The following is a 14,935-nucleotide window of genomic DNA, read 5'->3' as shown; positions in this document are numbered from 1 at the left end:
TCACCACGGCACCGGTTTCCCGGCCCAGTCGAAAAAGCCGCCCGTATCGGCAGGTGTCAGTGCCCCGAACACATTCAGCAGATTTCCGGCAGCGTCCTGCGGCTCGACCGCCGGGTGCCTGCCAAGGTATTTCTGCGTAAACGCCGTTTTGACCGTTCCGGGATGCAGCGCGACGCAGATCGCGTCGGGATGGGTGCGCGCCAGTTCGATGGCCGCCGTATGCACGATCTGGTTCACTGCAGCCTTCGCCGCGCGATAGCTGACCCAGCCGCCCGCGCGATTGTCCCCGATCGACCCGACCCGCGCCGACAACACCGCAAAGACCGACCGCCCCTTGCGCGGTAACAAACGTTGCGCCCGGCTCAGAACCAGCGCCGGGCCGACAGCGTTCAGGGCAAACTGATCCATCATCGCCGGTGCCGACACCGCGCGCAGGGTCTTTTCGGGCTCCGCTCCGTTGATTTCCAACGCGCCCGAGGCGACCAGCACCAGGTCAAACGGGCCGGGGTGCGCGTCCAGTATCCCAAGCGCCGCATCCGGTCGGGTCAGATCGAACCCATCAACGGACCGGGACAGCCGCGTCACCGCCACCTGCTTTGCCACTAACCGGTCGCAAATTGCGCCGCCGATGCCACCCGTCGCGCCGATGATCAGTGCCGTTTTCATGCCCCACACCTAGCGGCATCACTCGGGCAATCAACATGCAACGCGCGGGAAGCAGCCCCTTGCAATTTGGTTCTTTTCATTCCCGGCGCGGGCTGTATAACCTGACGGCATGATCAACCGCGCAGATATCCCTTTTGCCGCCACCGCCCTTCGCGGTGCGTCTCTGCGTGGCCTACTGATCCTAATCCGCCTCTGAGCGTGCCAACCGGCGCGCCCGCTCAGAGGAGGACGCCCGCGCGCCATAGGCTTTAGGACAGAAGAAGAAAGAGTATCCCATGACAAACGTGACCGACCAAGACCGCGTCTTGATCTTTGACACAACGCTGCGCGACGGCGAACAAAGCCCCGGCGCAACCATGACCCACAACGAAAAGCTCGAGATTGCCGAGCTGCTGGACGAGATGGGCGTCGACATCATCGAAGCCGGGTTCCCCATCGCCTCCGAAGGCGATTTCAAGGCGGTCACCGAGATTGCCGAACGGTCGAAGAACAGCCGCATCTGCGGGCTGGCCCGCGCCAATTTCGCCGATATCGACCGCTGCTGGGAAGCGGTGAAACACGCGGGCAAGAACCGCATTCACACCTTCATCGGCACCTCTCCGCTGCATCGCGCCATCCCGAACCTGACCATGGATGAGATGGCCGACAAGATCCACGAAACCGTCAGCCATGCGCGCAACCTGTGCGAAAACGTGCAATGGTCGCCGATGGATGCGACGCGGACCGAGTGGGATTACCTGTGCCGCGTGATCGAGATTGCGATCAACGCGGGCGCGACCACGATCAACATCCCTGACACGGTGGGCTATACGGCCCCGATGGAATCCGCCGACCTGATCAAACGCCTGATCGAAACGGTGCCGGGCGCGGATGAGGTCATCTTTGCCACCCATTGCCACAACGATCTGGGCATGGCGACGGCGAACTCGCTGGCCGCCGTCGCGGGCGGCGCGCGGCAGGTCGAATGCACCATCAACGGGCTGGGTGAGCGCGCAGGCAACACCGCTTTGGAAGAGGTGGTGATGGCGCTGCGCACCCGCAACGACATCATGCCGTGGAATACGGGCATCGACACCACCAAGATCATGCATATCTCGCGCCGCGTCGCGACCGTGTCGGGCTTCAACGTGCAGTTCAACAAGGCCATCGTCGGCAAGAACGCCTTTGCCCATGAAAGCGGCATTCATCAGGACGGGATGCTGAAGAACCGCGAAAACTTCGAGATCATGCGCCCCGAGGATATCGGCCTGTCGGGCACGTCTTTGCCCTTGGGCAAACACTCGGGCCGCGCTGCGTTGCGCGACAAGCTGGAAACGCTGGGGTTTGAAGTTGGCGACAACCAGCTCAAGGACATCTTCGTGCGGTTCAAGGATCTGGCCGACCGCAAGAAAGAGGTGTTCGACGACGACCTGATCGCCCTGATGACCCTGGACGAGGCCAATGATCACCTGCAACTGGTGTCGATGAAAGTCACCTGCGGCACAGGCGGTCAGGCGGAATCGACCGTGGAACTGGAGGTCGATGGCAAGGATGTCATCGCCACCGAACACGGCGACGGCCCGGTCGATGCGAGTTTCAAGGCGATCCGCGCGATCTACCCGAACAAGGCGCATCTGCAGTTGTATCAGGTCCATGCGGTGACCGAAGGCACCGACGCGCAAGCCACGGTTTCGGTGCGTCTGGAAGAGGACGGCATGATCGCCACCGGCCAGTCGGCGAACACCGATACGGTCGTTGCCTCGGCCAAGGCCTATCTTCATGCGCTGAACCGTCTGATCGTGCGCCGCGAAAAGGCCGGTCCGGGTGCGGATGCGCGCGAGATCAGCTACAAAGACCTGACCTGAGCGCGGCGGGTGGGACCGGTTTCTTGAAAAGAAACCGTGCCTGAAACTTTCGAAGTTTCAGGCCCCCCGCCACCCGCTCAGAGCCGGGCGAACAAAGCCGTCAGGCGTTCAGCCTCCTGCACCAGTCCAAAGGGCGCGTTCAGCACGAACATGCCCGATCCGACCATCCGATGCCCCTCGCGCGCCGGTGGGAACGTCACCTCGTGGCAAATCGTCTTTGGGTAGCCCGCGGATTTCAGGGCCGCGATCATGGGCCTGTGGCGCGCATCCGTCAGGATCGGATACCAAAGCGCAATCACCCCGACATTCCACTTGCGATGCAGTTTGGCGATCACCCCCGGCAGGCGGTCGTAATCCGCCTTCACCTCATAGCTGGGATCAATCAGCAGCATACCGCGCCGGGGTGTCGGTGACAGCAGGGACTGCGCCAGCGCAAACCCATCCTGCGGATACACTTTCGCCCGGAAGGGCGACACCGCCAGAGACAACGCCGCGTGTTCCTGCGGATGCAGCTCGGCGAAGTGCAGACTGTCCTGCGCGCGCAACAGGTTGGCCGCAATCAGCGGCGATCCCGGATAAGCCGCCGCACCATGGCGATCTTGCACCGCCTGCAGCACCCGCGCCATCGGATGTTCGGGGCCGAACCAGCCCTCGCGCTGCGCGCGTGCGATCCCGGCGGCGGCTTCGCCTGTCCGCACAGCCTCGGCCGCGTCCAGGTGGTACAAACCGCGCCCCGAATGCGTCTCGATATAGCTGATCGGTTTGTCCTTTTGCGTCAGGTAATCCAGCGTCCACGCCAATAAAGCGTGCTTTTGTACATCAGCCAGATTTCCCGCGTGGTAAATGTGTTGATATGAGAGCATTTTGCCTTCTAAAGTCCCTATCAATAAGGCGGAAAGGTGCTGATTGTCGCGGAATCAACCCTTTTATCGGGCGTGTTGGCACCCTATAAGGCATCCGTCCCGGAACCGTCGAGTCGCGGGCAGTAGAAAAACCGACATACAGGATCACGGAAAACATGGGCATCTTTGGCAATCTGGGCGGCCTGTTCACAGCGGACATGGCAATTGACCTCGGGACAGCGAACACGCTGGTCTATGTCAAAGGGCGCGGTGTGATCCTGTCGGAACCCTCGGTCGTGGCCTATCACGTCAAGGATGGCGTGAAGAAGGTTCTGGCCGTGGGCGAGGACGCCAAGCTGATGCTGGGCAGAACCCCCGGCTCGATCGAGGCGATCCGCCCGATGCGCGAAGGCGTGATTGCCGATTTCGACACCGCCGAGGAAATGATCAAGCATTTCATCCGCAAGGTGCACAGACGCTCGACCTTTTCCAAGCCCAAGATCATCGTCTGCGTCCCCCATGGCGCAACACCCGTCGAAAAGCGCGCAATCCGCCAGTCGGTTCTGTCTGCCGGTGCCCGCCGCGCGGGCCTGATCGCGGAACCCATCGCTGCCGCGATTGGTGCGGGCATGCCGATCACCGACCCGACCGGCAACATGGTCGTCGATATCGGCGGCGGCACCACCGAAGTGGCGGTGCTGTCGCTGGGTGACATCGTCTACGCCCGCTCGGTCCGCGTGGGCGGAGACCGGATGGACGAAGCCATCATTTCGTACCTGCGCCGTCAGCAGAACCTGCTGGTCGGCGAATCCACCGCCGAGCGCATCAAGACCACCATCGGTACCGCCCGGATGCCCGACGATGGCCGTGGCCAGTCGATGCATATCCGGGGCCGCGACCTGCTGAACGGTGTCCCCAAGGAAATCGAGATCAGTCAGGCGCAGGTGGCCGAGGCGCTTTCGGAACCCGTCCAGCAGATTTGCGAGGCGGTGATGACCGCGCTGGAAACCACGCCGCCCGATCTGGCAGCGGATATCGTCGACCGGGGCGTGATGCTGACCGGCGGCGGCGCGTTGCTGGGCGATCTGGACCTGGCTCTGCGCGAACAGACCGGCCTGGCCGTGTCGATTGCTGACGAAAGCTTGAATTGTGTGGCTTTGGGGACCGGCAAAGCCCTGGAATATGAAAAACAGCTGCGCCACGCGATTGACTACGAAAGCTAAGGCGCGCACCCTTTGCACATAGGGTAAATTCGGCACGAGCAGCACGGGAAGGTAACCTGTGGCAAAAGACCGATCACAGCGCGACGAATACACGACCCCCCTGCGCCGCCTGCTGTTGGGGATCGTCGTTCTGTGCCTGCTGGGTATCTTTCTGGTCTGGCGCATCGACAGCCCGCGCGTGGAACGTTTTCGCGCGCAGGTGGTGGACAAGGTTGTGCCCTCGATGGAATGGGCGATGGTGCCTGTCACCGCCACCGTGAACCTGATCCGCGATTTCAAAAGCTATCAGCGGCTGAGCGAGCAGAACCGCGAGCTGCGCAGCGAGCTGCGCCTGATGCGCGCCTGGAAAGAGGCTGCCCTGCAGCTGGAGCAGGAAAACGCGCGGCTGCTGGACCTCAACAACGTCCGCCTCGATCCGCGTCTGACTTATATCACCGGCGTCGTGATGGCCGATAGCGGTTCGCCCTTCCGGCAGTCGGTTCTGCTGAATGTGGGCGAACGCGACGGGATCGTCGATGGCTGGGCCACGATGGACGGGATCGGGCTGGTCGGGCGGATTTCCGGCGTCGGCGCGGACACCGCGCGGGTGATCCTGATGACCGATGCCTCAAGCGCGATACCGGCCACCATTCAGCCCTCGGGCCAGACCGCCCTGATCAAGGGCGACAACACCCCCGCCCCCGCCGTCGAGTTTCTGGAAAACCGCGAGCTTGTCCGCCCCGGTGACCGGGTGATCACCTCCGGTGACGGCGGCGTGTTTCCCGCCGGTCTGCTGATCGGACAGATCGCCGCCGATCCCGGTGGCCGGTTGCGCGTACGCCTGTCGGCCGATTTCGAACGGCTGGAATTCCTGCGGGTTCTGCGCTTTAACGCAGCCCCGCACATCAACGACCCCGGTGGCATCGTCGGCCCCGCACGCCCCGAAGCCGCCCTGACCCCCGAGGAGGCCGTGGATGGATAAACCGGCCTCTCACAACTGGGGAATGCGCGGGCTTTACGTGTGTCTGACAGTTCTGGTGCTGTTCCTGCACCTGCTGCCACTGAACACGCCGCCGGATCGCTGGCCATTTCCCGACATTCTGATCGCGCTGACCTTTGCCTGGGTCCTGCGGCGACCGGACTATGTGCCGACCCTGCTGATTGCCGCCGCGATGCTGATGTCGGACCTGCTGCTGCAACGCCCGCCCGGCCTGATGGCGGCGCTGGTGGTGATCGGCGCGGCTTACCTGCGATCTGCGGCCCCCGGAATGCGGGATGCCGGTTTCGTGGGCGAGTGGACCTCGGTCGCTGTCGTGATCACCGCCATCTTTCTGACCAACCGCATTGTCCTGTCCGTTCTGTCCGTTGAACAAACCGCACTGGCCCCGGTGGTCGTGCAACTGGTTCTGACCGTTTTGGCCTATCCGCTGATCGTGTGGCTCAGCCAAAGCGTCTTTGGCATCCGCCGCATGTCCTCGGCGGATGCAAGCGCAGTGGGGTCGCGGGTATGAAACAGCGCAAACCCAAATCTCAGGGACTGGCCTATAAACGGCTGCCACGGCGGGCGCTGGTTCTGGGCGGGTTGCAGGCCGCGTTTGTCGGCGGGCTGGCGGCGCGCATGCGGTTCATGCAGGTGGATCAGGCGGATGAATACCGCCTGCTGGCCGAGGAAAACCGCATCAATATCCGCCTGATCCCGCCAAACCGGGGCCGGATTTACGACCGGAACGGGCAGATTATCAGCCAGAACTCGCCGTCCTACCGCATCGTGATCGTGCGCGAGGATGCGGGCGACGTGGACAAGGTGATCGCCAAACTGTCCGAACTGATCCCGCTGAATGAGGATGAGATCGAGCGCGCCCGCACCGAAATGCGCCGCACCGCCCCGTTCCTGCCGGTCACGCTGGCCGATCAGGTGACGTGGGAAGATATCTCGAAAGTTGCCGTCAACACCCCCGCCCTGCCCGGCGTCACGCCCGAGGTCGGCCTGACGCGCCAATACCCGCGCTACGAGGATTTCGCCCATATCGTCGGCTATGTCGGCCCGGTCAGCGACTATGACCTCAGCCAGATCGAAGACCCCGAGCCGGTGCTGCGCATTCCCCGGTTCCAGATCGGCAAGGTGGGGCTGGAAGCGAAACAGGAAATCTCACTGCGCGGCAAGGCCGGTGCCAAACGCGTCGAGGTCAACGCCACCGGGCGCGTGATGCGCGAACTGGACCGGCAGGAAGGTCAGCCGGGGGCGGACTTGCAGCTTTCGGTCGATGCGGACCTGCAGCAATATGCGCAGGCCCGACTGGCCGGGGAAAGCGCCGCCGCCGTCGTCATTGATTGCGAAACCGGTGACATGCGGGCGATGGCCTCGGCCCCCAGTTTCGATCCCAATCTGTTCGTACGCGGCATCTCGGTCGCGGATTACCAGATATTGACGCAGGACAAGTACCGCCCGCTGGCGAACAAGACCGTGCAGGGCACATACCCGCCGGGCTCGACCTTCAAGATGATCACCGCGCTGGCCGCGCTTCAGGCCGGGGTCATCGGCCCCGGCAACACCGTCTACTGCCCCGGCCACCTGAAGGTCGGCAGCCGCCGCTTCCACTGCTGGAAACGCGGGGGGCATGGGATGGTGGACCTCAACACGTCCCTGAAACGCAGTTGCGACGTTTACTATTACGATGTCGCGATAAAGGTCGGGATCGACAAGATCTCGGACATGGCGCGCACTCTGGGGCTGGGTATCAAGCACGATATACCCATGTCCGCCGTACGCGCCGGTTTGGCCCCCAATCAGGAATGGAAGCGCCGGGTTCATGGCGAGGAATGGCTGATCGGGGATACGGCCAACGCGTCGATCGGGCAGGGGTTCATGCTCGCCTCACCCATGCAACTTGCGGTGATGACGGCACGGATCGCGACCGGTCGCGCCGTCGCGCCCCGCCTGGTGCGGTCGATCAACGGGGTCGAACAGCCGTCAGGTGCGGGGGAACCGCTGGATATCAGCCCCACCAATCTTGAGTACATAAGGCAGGCGATGTGGTCCGTCTCGAACGACCGGCGCGGGACGGCCTATCGCAGCCGCATCATCGCGGATGACTTCCGCATGGCGGGCAAAACCGGCACCAGCCAGGTCCGCAATATCACCAAGGCCGAACGGGCCGCAGGCGTAATCCGCAACGAAGACCTGCCGTGGGAACGCCGCGACCACGCGCTGTTCGTCAGCTTCGCGCCCTATGACAACCCGAAATACGCCATTGCGGTTGTGGTCGAACATGGCGGCGGCGGGTCCAAGGCGGCGGCCCCGGTGGCGCGCGATATCATGCTGCAGGCGCTTTATAACGGCACGCCTCCGCTCGAGGCCTATCCGGTCGGGGATCGCGACCGCATCAAGGAACAGCAAAAACGGCTCGAGGGCGACCGCCGCCCCAAAGCGCGTCCCAGTGAAAAGGACCGCGCATGAGCTATCTTGAATATGCGGTCAAATCCACGCCTTCGGGGTTTCGCAAGTTTCTGTATATGAACTGGCCGCTGACACTGCTCTTGATCAGCACCGCCAGCGCCGGATTTCTGATGTTGTTTTCGGTGGCGGGCGGGTCATGGCGGCCCTGGGCCGAGCCGCAGATGGAACGCTTTGGCCTTGGCCTGACGGCCATGTTCATCATCGCACTGGTGCCGATCTGGTTCTGGCGCAACATGTCGGTTCTGGCCTATCTCGGATCGATCGCCCTGCTGGTGTTTGTCGAGCTGTTTGGAACCATCGGCATGGGCGCGCAGCGCTGGATCGACCTTGGTTTCATGCGGCTGCAACCCTCTGAGGTGATGAAAGTCACGCTGGTGATGCTGCTCGCGGCTTATTACGATTGGCTGCCATCGCACAAAACCTCGCGCCCTTTATGGGTGATCATCCCGGTCATTCTGATCCTGATCCCGACCTTCATGGTCCTGCGCCAGCCGGATCTTGGCACCTCGATCCTGCTGCTGGCCGCAGGCGGGGGGCTGATGTTCCTCGCCGGGGTACACTGGGCCTATTTCGCCGCCGTGATTGCGGCGGTTGTCGGGCTGATCGCAACGGTGTTCAATAGCCGGGGGACCGAGTGGCAGTTGCTGAAGGACTATCAGTTCCGCCGCATCGACACCTTTCTCGACCCTTCCACCGATCCGCTGGGCGCGGGCTATCACATCACCCAGTCTAAGATCGCTTTGGGGTCAGGCGGCTGGAATGGGCGCGGCTTCATGCAGGGCACCCAGTCGCGCCTGAACTTCCTGCCCGAGAAACATACCGATTTCATCTTCACCACACTGGCCGAAGAGTTCGGCTTTGTCGGCGGCATCACTCTGCTGGTGCTTTATGCGCTGATCCTGGTCTTTTGTATGGTCACCGCGCTGTCGACCAAAGACCGGTTTTCGTCGCTGGTCACGCTGGGCATCGCGCTGAACTTCTTCCTGTTCTTTGCCGTCAACATGTCGATGGTGATGGGACTGGCCCCGGTTGTGGGCGTGCCGCTGCCTCTGGTCAGTTATGGCGGGTCGGCGATGCTGGTTCTGATGGCCGCCTTCGGTATCGTGCAAAGCGCCCATATCCACCGTCCCCGCTGATCTGAAAGGCCCTCCATGCCCGTGAACGTCCTGTTTTCCGCGCGCCCTGCCCTGTGGCCGATCTACGAGCCGCTCTTGTCGCAAGGCCTGCACGACGCGGGCCTGGAGTTCAATCTGGCCACTGAGATTGCCCCGGATCAGGTCGATTACATCGTCTATGCCCCCAATAGCGGCTTGCTGGATTTCACCCCCTACACACGCCTCAAGGCAGTTCTGAGCCTGTGGGCCGGTCTCGAGCAGATCGCGGGCAATGAAACCCTGACCGTTCCGCTGGCGCGGATGGTGGATCACGGGCTGACACAGGGCATGACCGAATGGGTCGTCGGCCATGTGCTGCGCTATCACCTTGGCATGGATAAACACATCACAGTTCAGGACGGTGTCTGGACACCCGACGCCCCGCCTCTGGCATCCCAGCGCCGTGTCTGCGTGCTGGGATTGGGGTCACTGGGACAAGCCGCCGCCGAAGCGCTGACCGCGCTGAGTTTTCAGGTGACGGGCTGGAGCCGGACGCAAAAGGATATCCGCGGCGTGACCTGCCTTAGCGGGCCCGAGGGGCTGCGCACAGCCCTGTCACAGGCCGAAATCGTCATCCTTTTGCTGCCCGATACGCCCGCCACCGAGAATACGTTGAACGCCGAAACGCTGGCCTTGCTGCCCAAAGGCGCAAAGATCATCAATCCGGGCCGCGGGCCGCTGATCGACGATGAGGCGCTGCTGGACGCCCTGAACTCGGGTCAGGCGGGCCACGCCACGCTGGACGTGTTCCGCGTTGAGCCCTTGCCGCCGGAACATCCCTATTGGGCACATCCCAACGTGACGGTCACGCCGCATATCGCCTCGGAAACCCGCCCGGTGACCGCCGCGCAGGTCATCTGCGACAACATCCGGCGCGGTGAGGCAGGCGAGCCGTTCCTGCATCTGGTGGACCGCCAGTTGGGATACTGACGGCCCGTCCGGCTCAGGCCGCGATCAGGCCGCGCCCTTTCAGCAGGGCCTCAACCCCCGGCATCCGACCGCGAAAGGCCAGATACAGGTCTTCGGCCTCGCGCGAACCGCCGGTTGACAGGATGTTCTCCTCCAACGCCTTGGCGCGATCGAGGTCAAAGGCGCTGCCAGCCTCTTCAAAGGCGGCGAAGGCGTCGGCATCCATCACCTCGGACCACATGTAGCTGTAGTAGCCCGCGCTATAGCCGTCGCCCGCAAAGACATGCGCAAAATGCGGGGTGGCGTGGCGCATGCCGATGGCGGCTGGCATTCCGATGCCTGCCAGTACTTCGGCCTGTTTCGCCATCGGATCAGCCGGGGCGTCGCCGTCATGAAAGGCCAGATCGACCAGCGCCGAGGCAACATATTCCACCGTCTGGAACCCCTGATCGAAATTGGCGGCTTTCAAAACCTTCTCAAGCATCTCCTGCGGCATGGGTTCACCGGTTTCCGCATGGGTGGCGAATTCGGCCAGAACCTCGGGCACTTCCAGCCAGTGTTCGTAGAGCTGGCTGGGCAGTTCCACAAAATCCCGCGCCACACTGGTGCCCGAGATGCTTTCGTAGGTCACATCCGACAGCATCTGATGCAGGGCGTGGCCGAACTCGTGAAACAGGGTCCGGGCGTCGTCATACGACAGCAGCGAGGGCTCGCCCTTGGCAAAGTTGCAGACATTGGTCACCACCGGGGCCTGATCCTTGGGAAACTTGGCCTGCCCGCGCATGGCGCTGCACCATGCACCCGAGCGTTTCGAGCCGCGCGCGAAGTAATCGCCGATGAACACAGCGATATGCCTGCCGTTCCGCGTGACCTCCCAGGCGCGGCAATCGGGGTGATACAACGGCACGTCCAGCGGCGCGAAGTCCAAGCCGAACAGGCGGCCAGCGCAGGCAAAGGCGGCCTCGATCATCCGGTCCAGTTGCAGATACGGTTTCAGCGCCGCCTCATCCAGATCATGCTCGGCCTTGCGGCGTTTCTCGGCATAGTAGCGCCAGTCCCAAGCTTCCAGAGGGCCGTTCACACCGTCCTCCTGCATCATCCGGGTCAGAATGTCGGCATCGGCGTCGGCGCGCGCCTTGGCGGGTTCCCAGACCTGCATCAACAGATCGCGCACCCGGTCCGGTGTCCGCGCCATTTCGGTTTCCAGCTTGTAGTCGGCGAAGCTGTCATAGCCCAACAAACCAGCCCGTTCTTCGCGCAGCTTCAGAATCTCGGCGGCAATGGCGCGATTGTCCGTTTCGCCACCATTGGCCCCGCGCGCGGCCCAGGCGCGATGTGCCTTTTCGCGCAGATCGCGGCGGGGTGAGAATTGCAGGAAGGGCACGATCAGCGACCGCGACAGGGTCACGACAGGGCCATCGGTCCCCTTTTCCAGCCCCGCCGCGCGCGCGGCATCGGTGACGAAATCGGGCAGGCCCTGCAGGTCTTCTTCGGTCAGGTCCATGAACCACTCCCGCTCATCCGCCAGCAGGTTCTGGGTAAAGGATGTGCCCAATGAGGCCAGCCGGGACTTGATTTCCTGCATCCGGGCATCGTCCTCGCCCTGCAAGGCGGCCCCGGCCCGCACGAAGCCCCGATGGGTCAACATCAGAACGCGGGCCTGTTCGTCGCTCAGGCCCAACTCATCGCGGCGGTCCCACAGATCAGCGACGCGCCGAAACAGGGCCTTGTTCGACGATATCCCCGAAAAATGCGCTGACAGCTTGGGCGAGAATTCGCGCTGCAGCTCTTCCCGTCGGGGATTGCTGTCGGCACCGGCGACGGTGAAGAAAACCGACAGGACCTTGTCCAATGCCTCGCCCGCAGCCTCCAGCGCTTCGATTGTATTGGCGAAGCTGGGCACTTCTGGGTTTGCGGCAATCGCATCGATCTGCGCGTTATGCGCTTGCATCGCCTGTTCCAGCGCGGGCGCGAAGTCATCGTCAGAAATCTGCGCGAAAGGGGCGATTTCAAACGGGGTGGTCCAGTCGGACAGGATCGGGTTGGTCATTGTGATCTCCTTTGCCCCAATAGCTAGGCAAGCCTGCCGTGATGATCCAGATCAGCCGGGGGATTTGATGCTATCAATCCGCCGCGCCACAGACCGGACAGTCAGCGCGGCGCGACAGGGTGATTTTCCGGCTTTCGCCGTAAAGCGCGTCGTAAATCAGCATCTCACCCCGCAGGGCCGCCCCCGCGCCGGTGATCAGCTTGATCGCCTCGACCGCCATCATCGACCCCACCACACCGGGCAAGGGGCCGATCACCCCGGCCTCGGAACAGGAGGGGGCCAAGCCGGCAGCGGGCGCTTCGGGGAAGATGCACTGGTAGCAGGGCGCGCCGTTCGCGGGGTCGAAAACGCTCAGCTGCCCTTCCCATTGCGACAGCGCGCCCGAGATCAGCGGCTTGCCCAAGGCAGCGGCGGTGCGGTTGGCCAGATAGCGGGTTTCGAAATTGTCGGTGCCGTCCATGATCAGATCGAAATCCGCGAACAGGTCCTGGGCGATCTCTTCGGTCAGGCGGCGGTGATAGGGCAAGACAACCACATTCGGGTTTTGCGCCAGCATCGCCTGCTGCGCCGAAAACACCTTGGGCATGCCGATATCAGCGTCGCGGTGGATCACCTGACGTTGCAGGTTGGCGTTCTCGACCTCGTCATCGTCGATCACTCCGATTGTGCCCACACCAGCCGCTGCCAGATATTGCAGCACCGGCGCGCCAAGGCCGCCCGCGCCAATCACCAGAACCCGCGCCTGTTTCAATCTCTTCTGCCCCGGTCCCCCAAGCTCGCGCAGCACGATATGGCGCGCATAGCGTTCCAGTTCGGTTTCGCTGAATCGGTCGGATGGCATGGCGGGCTCCTGATCTGACGCGGGCGTGGCGCGGTTGCGCAACGCCTTCAGCCCTTTGCCATACAGCAAAATCAGCGCGGCGAAACCCGCCAGGATCAGCCACGGTGCGGCAGTGCCACCCGTTGCCTGACGCAAGGGGTGCCCGTCAGGCAGGATCAGTTGGGCGATGATCACCCCCAGCAGCAGCACGCCAATCGAGACCGTGCGGGCGGTGCGGGACACGCCCGCCAGATAGCCGACACCCCAAAGCCCTGCGCACAGGATCAGGATCAGCAGCATCAGCTGCGCCCGGTCGAGCCGAAACCCCCGGCCCCGCGCGCGGTATCGCCCAGCGCCTCGACCGGCTCAAAAACGGCCTGCACGACGGGGGCGACCACCAATTGCGCGATGCGTTCGCCATGGGCGATCTCGAACCGTTCCTGCCCGGCGTTCAGCACGATCACGCCCAGCGGGCCGCGATAATCGCTGTCGATGGTGCCCGGCGTGTTGGGCAGCGTGATGCCGTGTTTCAGCGCAAGGCCCGAGCGGGGTCGCACCTGCACCTCGTACCCGCTGGGGATCTCGATCCGCAATCCGGTGGGCACCAAAGCGCGTTGGCCGGGCTCCAGCATGATGGAAGCGCCACCCGGCAGGTTGGCGCGCACATCCGCCCCGGCGGCGCCGGTTGTCTCGTACGAGGGCAAAGCCACCGACGCATCGGCCCAGTCTTCGCGGATCACACGAATTGCTACCATCATTGCACCTCTTGCTTTTTTGCTTTGCCTTACCCCGCCAGAGCGTCGGCAATTTTTCTGGCCAGCCGATCCGCCACCGCATCCTTGCCCATACGCGGCCAGTCTTCGGCCCCGTCATCCGAGATCAGGATCACCGCGTTTTCCGACCCGCCCATGATGCCGGTGGCCGGGCTGACATCGTTGGCGACGATCCAGTCACATCCCTTGCGCGCCCGTTTGGCGGTTGCGTTTTCGACAACATCATTGGTTTCCGCCGCAAATCCGACCACCAGCTCGGGCCGCCCCGATCCCATCTGCGCGACCCGTTTCAAAATGTCGGGGTTTTCCGCGAACTCCAGCGACGGCAGCCCGTCGCGGCTTTTCTTCAACTTCCGGTCCGAGGCTGTTGCCACCCGCCAATCGGCCACCGCAGCGGCAAACACGCCCGCATCCACGGGCAGGGCAGTGTCGACCGCATCCAACATCTGCTGGGCGGTTTCCACCCGCACGACCTGCACGCCATCGGGCGGCGGGACATCGGCAGGGCCGGTGACAAAGACCACATCGGCCCCCAGCGCTGACAGCGCCCGCGCCACCGCTGTTCCTTGTGCGCCCGAGGACCGGTTGGCGATGTAACGCACAGGATCAATCGGTTCATGCGTCGGGCCGGAGGTCACCAGAATGCGCTTCCCTTTCAGCGGCCCATCGGCGAGTTGCGCTTCGACCGCCGCAACAATCTCCAACGGTTCGGACATACGGCCCGGACCATATTCGCCGCAGGCCATATCGCCTTCGTTGGGGCCGACAAAACGCACCCCATCCGCCTGCAATTGCTGCAGGTTGCGGCGGGTCGCGGGATGATCCCACATGCGCACGTTCATCGCAGGCGCACACAGAACCGGCGTATCCGTCGCCATCAACAGGGTCGAGGCCAGATCATTGGCCAGACCCGACGCCATCTTGCCCATCATGTCCGCCGTCGCCGGGGCCACAACGATCAGATCGGCCGATCGGGACAGCTGGATATGGCCCATCTCGGCCTCATCCGTCAGGTCGAACAGATCGCGAAAGACCTTTTCGCCCGCCAGCGCCGACACCGACAGGGGCGTCACAAACTCCTCGGCTGCGCGGGTCAGAACCGGCGTCACGGCTGCGCCACGCTCTTTCAGCCGCCGGATCAGGTCCAGCGACTTGTAGGCCGCGATGCCGCCGCCAATGATCAGCAGAATGCGCTTGGATGCCAGCATGTTCAGCCCT

The 14,935-nt window shown here is 63.3% G+C and carries 13 protein-coding genes; 7 read left to right on the top strand and 6 right to left on the bottom strand.

The window, feature by feature from the left end; translation table 11 throughout:
- On the bottom strand, positions 1–666 hold the full coding sequence (locus ACR0EZ_RS14875; RefSeq protein WP_480614344.1) for an SDR family NAD(P)-dependent oxidoreductase: 666 nt from the start codon (positions 664–666) through the stop codon (positions 1–3).
- Positions 667–941: 275 nt separating this feature from the next.
- Between ACR0EZ_RS14875 and ACR0EZ_RS14870 the strand changes: the two genes are divergently transcribed.
- Positions 942–2,510, top strand: a complete 1,569-nt coding sequence (locus tag ACR0EZ_RS14870) for a 2-isopropylmalate synthase (RefSeq protein WP_480614342.1) — start codon at positions 942–944, stop codon at positions 2,508–2,510.
- A 77-nt stretch (positions 2,511–2,587) separates the two neighbouring features.
- On the opposite strand, the gene ACR0EZ_RS14865 is transcribed toward ACR0EZ_RS14870, so the two are convergent.
- Positions 2,588–3,373, bottom strand: coding sequence for a 23S rRNA (adenine(2030)-N(6))-methyltransferase RlmJ (locus tag ACR0EZ_RS14865; protein WP_480614340.1), 786 nt, complete (start codon positions 3,371–3,373; stop codon positions 2,588–2,590).
- Positions 3,374–3,528: 155 nt separating this feature from the next.
- Here ACR0EZ_RS14865 and ACR0EZ_RS14860 point away from each other — a divergent pair, with 155 nt between their 5' ends.
- Genes ACR0EZ_RS14860 through ACR0EZ_RS14835 form a run of 6 tightly spaced genes read left to right on the top strand, consistent with a single transcriptional unit; the run spans position 3,529 to position 10,095 of the window.
- Positions 3,529–4,575: a rod shape-determining protein gene (locus tag ACR0EZ_RS14860; protein ID WP_480614337.1), complete on the top strand. Its 1,047-nt coding sequence runs from the start codon at positions 3,529–3,531 to the stop codon at positions 4,573–4,575.
- Positions 4,576–4,633: 58 nt separating this feature from the next.
- Positions 4,634–5,536, top strand: coding sequence for a rod shape-determining protein MreC (mreC, locus tag ACR0EZ_RS14855; RefSeq protein ID WP_480614334.1), 903 nt, complete (start codon positions 4,634–4,636; stop codon positions 5,534–5,536).
- On the top strand, positions 5,529–6,065 hold the full coding sequence (locus ACR0EZ_RS14850; RefSeq protein ID WP_480614332.1) for a rod shape-determining protein MreD: 537 nt from the start codon (positions 5,529–5,531) through the stop codon (positions 6,063–6,065). The genes mreC and ACR0EZ_RS14850 overlap by 8 nt, the downstream gene beginning before the upstream one ends.
- On the top strand, positions 6,062–8,011 hold the full coding sequence (gene mrdA / locus ACR0EZ_RS14845) for a penicillin-binding protein 2 (protein WP_480614329.1): 1,950 nt from the start codon (positions 6,062–6,064) through the stop codon (positions 8,009–8,011). The genes ACR0EZ_RS14850 and mrdA overlap by 4 nt, the downstream gene beginning before the upstream one ends.
- Entirely contained in the window at positions 8,008–9,147 is a 1,140-nt protein-coding gene (rodA, locus tag ACR0EZ_RS14840) for a rod shape-determining protein RodA (RefSeq protein ID WP_480614326.1), read from the top strand. Before mrdA ends, rodA begins: the two co-directional genes overlap by 4 nt.
- A gap of 15 nt (positions 9,148–9,162) precedes the next feature.
- Complete coding sequence (locus ACR0EZ_RS14835) at positions 9,163–10,095, top strand: 2-hydroxyacid dehydrogenase (RefSeq protein WP_480614323.1); 933 nt, start codon at positions 9,163–9,165, stop codon at positions 10,093–10,095.
- A 13-nt stretch (positions 10,096–10,108) separates the two neighbouring features.
- Here the strand turns inward: ACR0EZ_RS14835 and ACR0EZ_RS14830 are convergent, their stop codons facing one another.
- The 4 genes from ACR0EZ_RS14830 to coaBC form a co-directional block, all read right to left on the bottom strand.
- Entirely contained in the window at positions 10,109–12,124 is a 2,016-nt protein-coding gene (locus ACR0EZ_RS14830) for a M3 family metallopeptidase (RefSeq protein WP_480614320.1), read from the bottom strand.
- 73 nt (positions 12,125–12,197) lie between these two features.
- Positions 12,198–13,244, bottom strand: coding sequence for a HesA/MoeB/ThiF family protein (locus tag ACR0EZ_RS14825; RefSeq protein ID WP_480614318.1), 1,047 nt, complete (start codon positions 13,242–13,244; stop codon positions 12,198–12,200).
- Positions 13,244–13,702 carry a dUTP diphosphatase gene (gene dut / locus ACR0EZ_RS14820; RefSeq protein WP_480614315.1) on the bottom strand — a complete coding sequence of 153 codons (459 nt, stop codon included), beginning with the start codon at positions 13,700–13,702 and terminating at the stop codon, positions 13,244–13,246. Before dut ends, ACR0EZ_RS14825 begins: the two co-directional genes overlap by 1 nt.
- Positions 13,703–13,728: 26 nt before the next feature.
- On the bottom strand, positions 13,729–14,925 hold the full coding sequence (gene coaBC, locus ACR0EZ_RS14815) for a bifunctional phosphopantothenoylcysteine decarboxylase/phosphopantothenate--cysteine ligase CoaBC (protein ID WP_480614312.1): 1,197 nt from the start codon (positions 14,923–14,925) through the stop codon (positions 13,729–13,731).
- Between the last annotated feature and the right edge of the window lie 10 nt (positions 14,926–14,935).

Source organism: Ruegeria sp. AK4 (genome assembly GCF_056541025.1).
This window is presented reverse-complemented; position numbering and strand designations above follow the sequence as displayed.

Bases quoted from the DNA above. Each gene is read 5' to 3' on its own strand.
- ACR0EZ_RS14875 (WP_480614344.1), bottom strand. From the start codon at position 666: ATGAAAACGGCACTGATCATCGGCGCGACGGGTGGCATCGGCGGCGCA.
- ACR0EZ_RS14870 (WP_480614342.1), top strand. From the start codon at position 942: ATGACAAACGTGACCGACCAAGACCGCGTCTTGATCTTTGACACAACG.
- ACR0EZ_RS14865 (WP_480614340.1), bottom strand. From the start codon at position 3,373: ATGCTCTCATATCAACACATTTACCACGCGGGAAATCTGGCTGATGTA.
- ACR0EZ_RS14860 (WP_480614337.1), top strand. From the start codon at position 3,529: ATGGGCATCTTTGGCAATCTGGGCGGCCTGTTCACAGCGGACATGGCA.
- ACR0EZ_RS14850 (WP_480614332.1), top strand. From the start codon at position 5,529: ATGGATAAACCGGCCTCTCACAACTGGGGAATGCGCGGGCTTTACGTG.
- mrdA (WP_480614329.1), top strand. From the start codon at position 6,062: ATGAAACAGCGCAAACCCAAATCTCAGGGACTGGCCTATAAACGGCTG.
- rodA (WP_480614326.1), top strand. From the start codon at position 8,008: ATGAGCTATCTTGAATATGCGGTCAAATCCACGCCTTCGGGGTTTCGC.
- ACR0EZ_RS14835 (WP_480614323.1), top strand. From the start codon at position 9,163: ATGCCCGTGAACGTCCTGTTTTCCGCGCGCCCTGCCCTGTGGCCGATC.
- ACR0EZ_RS14830 (WP_480614320.1), bottom strand. From the start codon at position 12,124: ATGACCAACCCGATCCTGTCCGACTGGACCACCCCGTTTGAAATCGCC.
- ACR0EZ_RS14825 (WP_480614318.1), bottom strand. From the start codon at position 13,244: ATGCTGCTGATCCTGATCCTGTGCGCAGGGCTTTGGGGTGTCGGCTAT.
- dut (WP_480614315.1), bottom strand. From the start codon at position 13,702: ATGATGGTAGCAATTCGTGTGATCCGCGAAGACTGGGCCGATGCGTCG.
- coaBC (WP_480614312.1), bottom strand. From the start codon at position 14,925: ATGCTGGCATCCAAGCGCATTCTGCTGATCATTGGCGGCGGCATCGCG.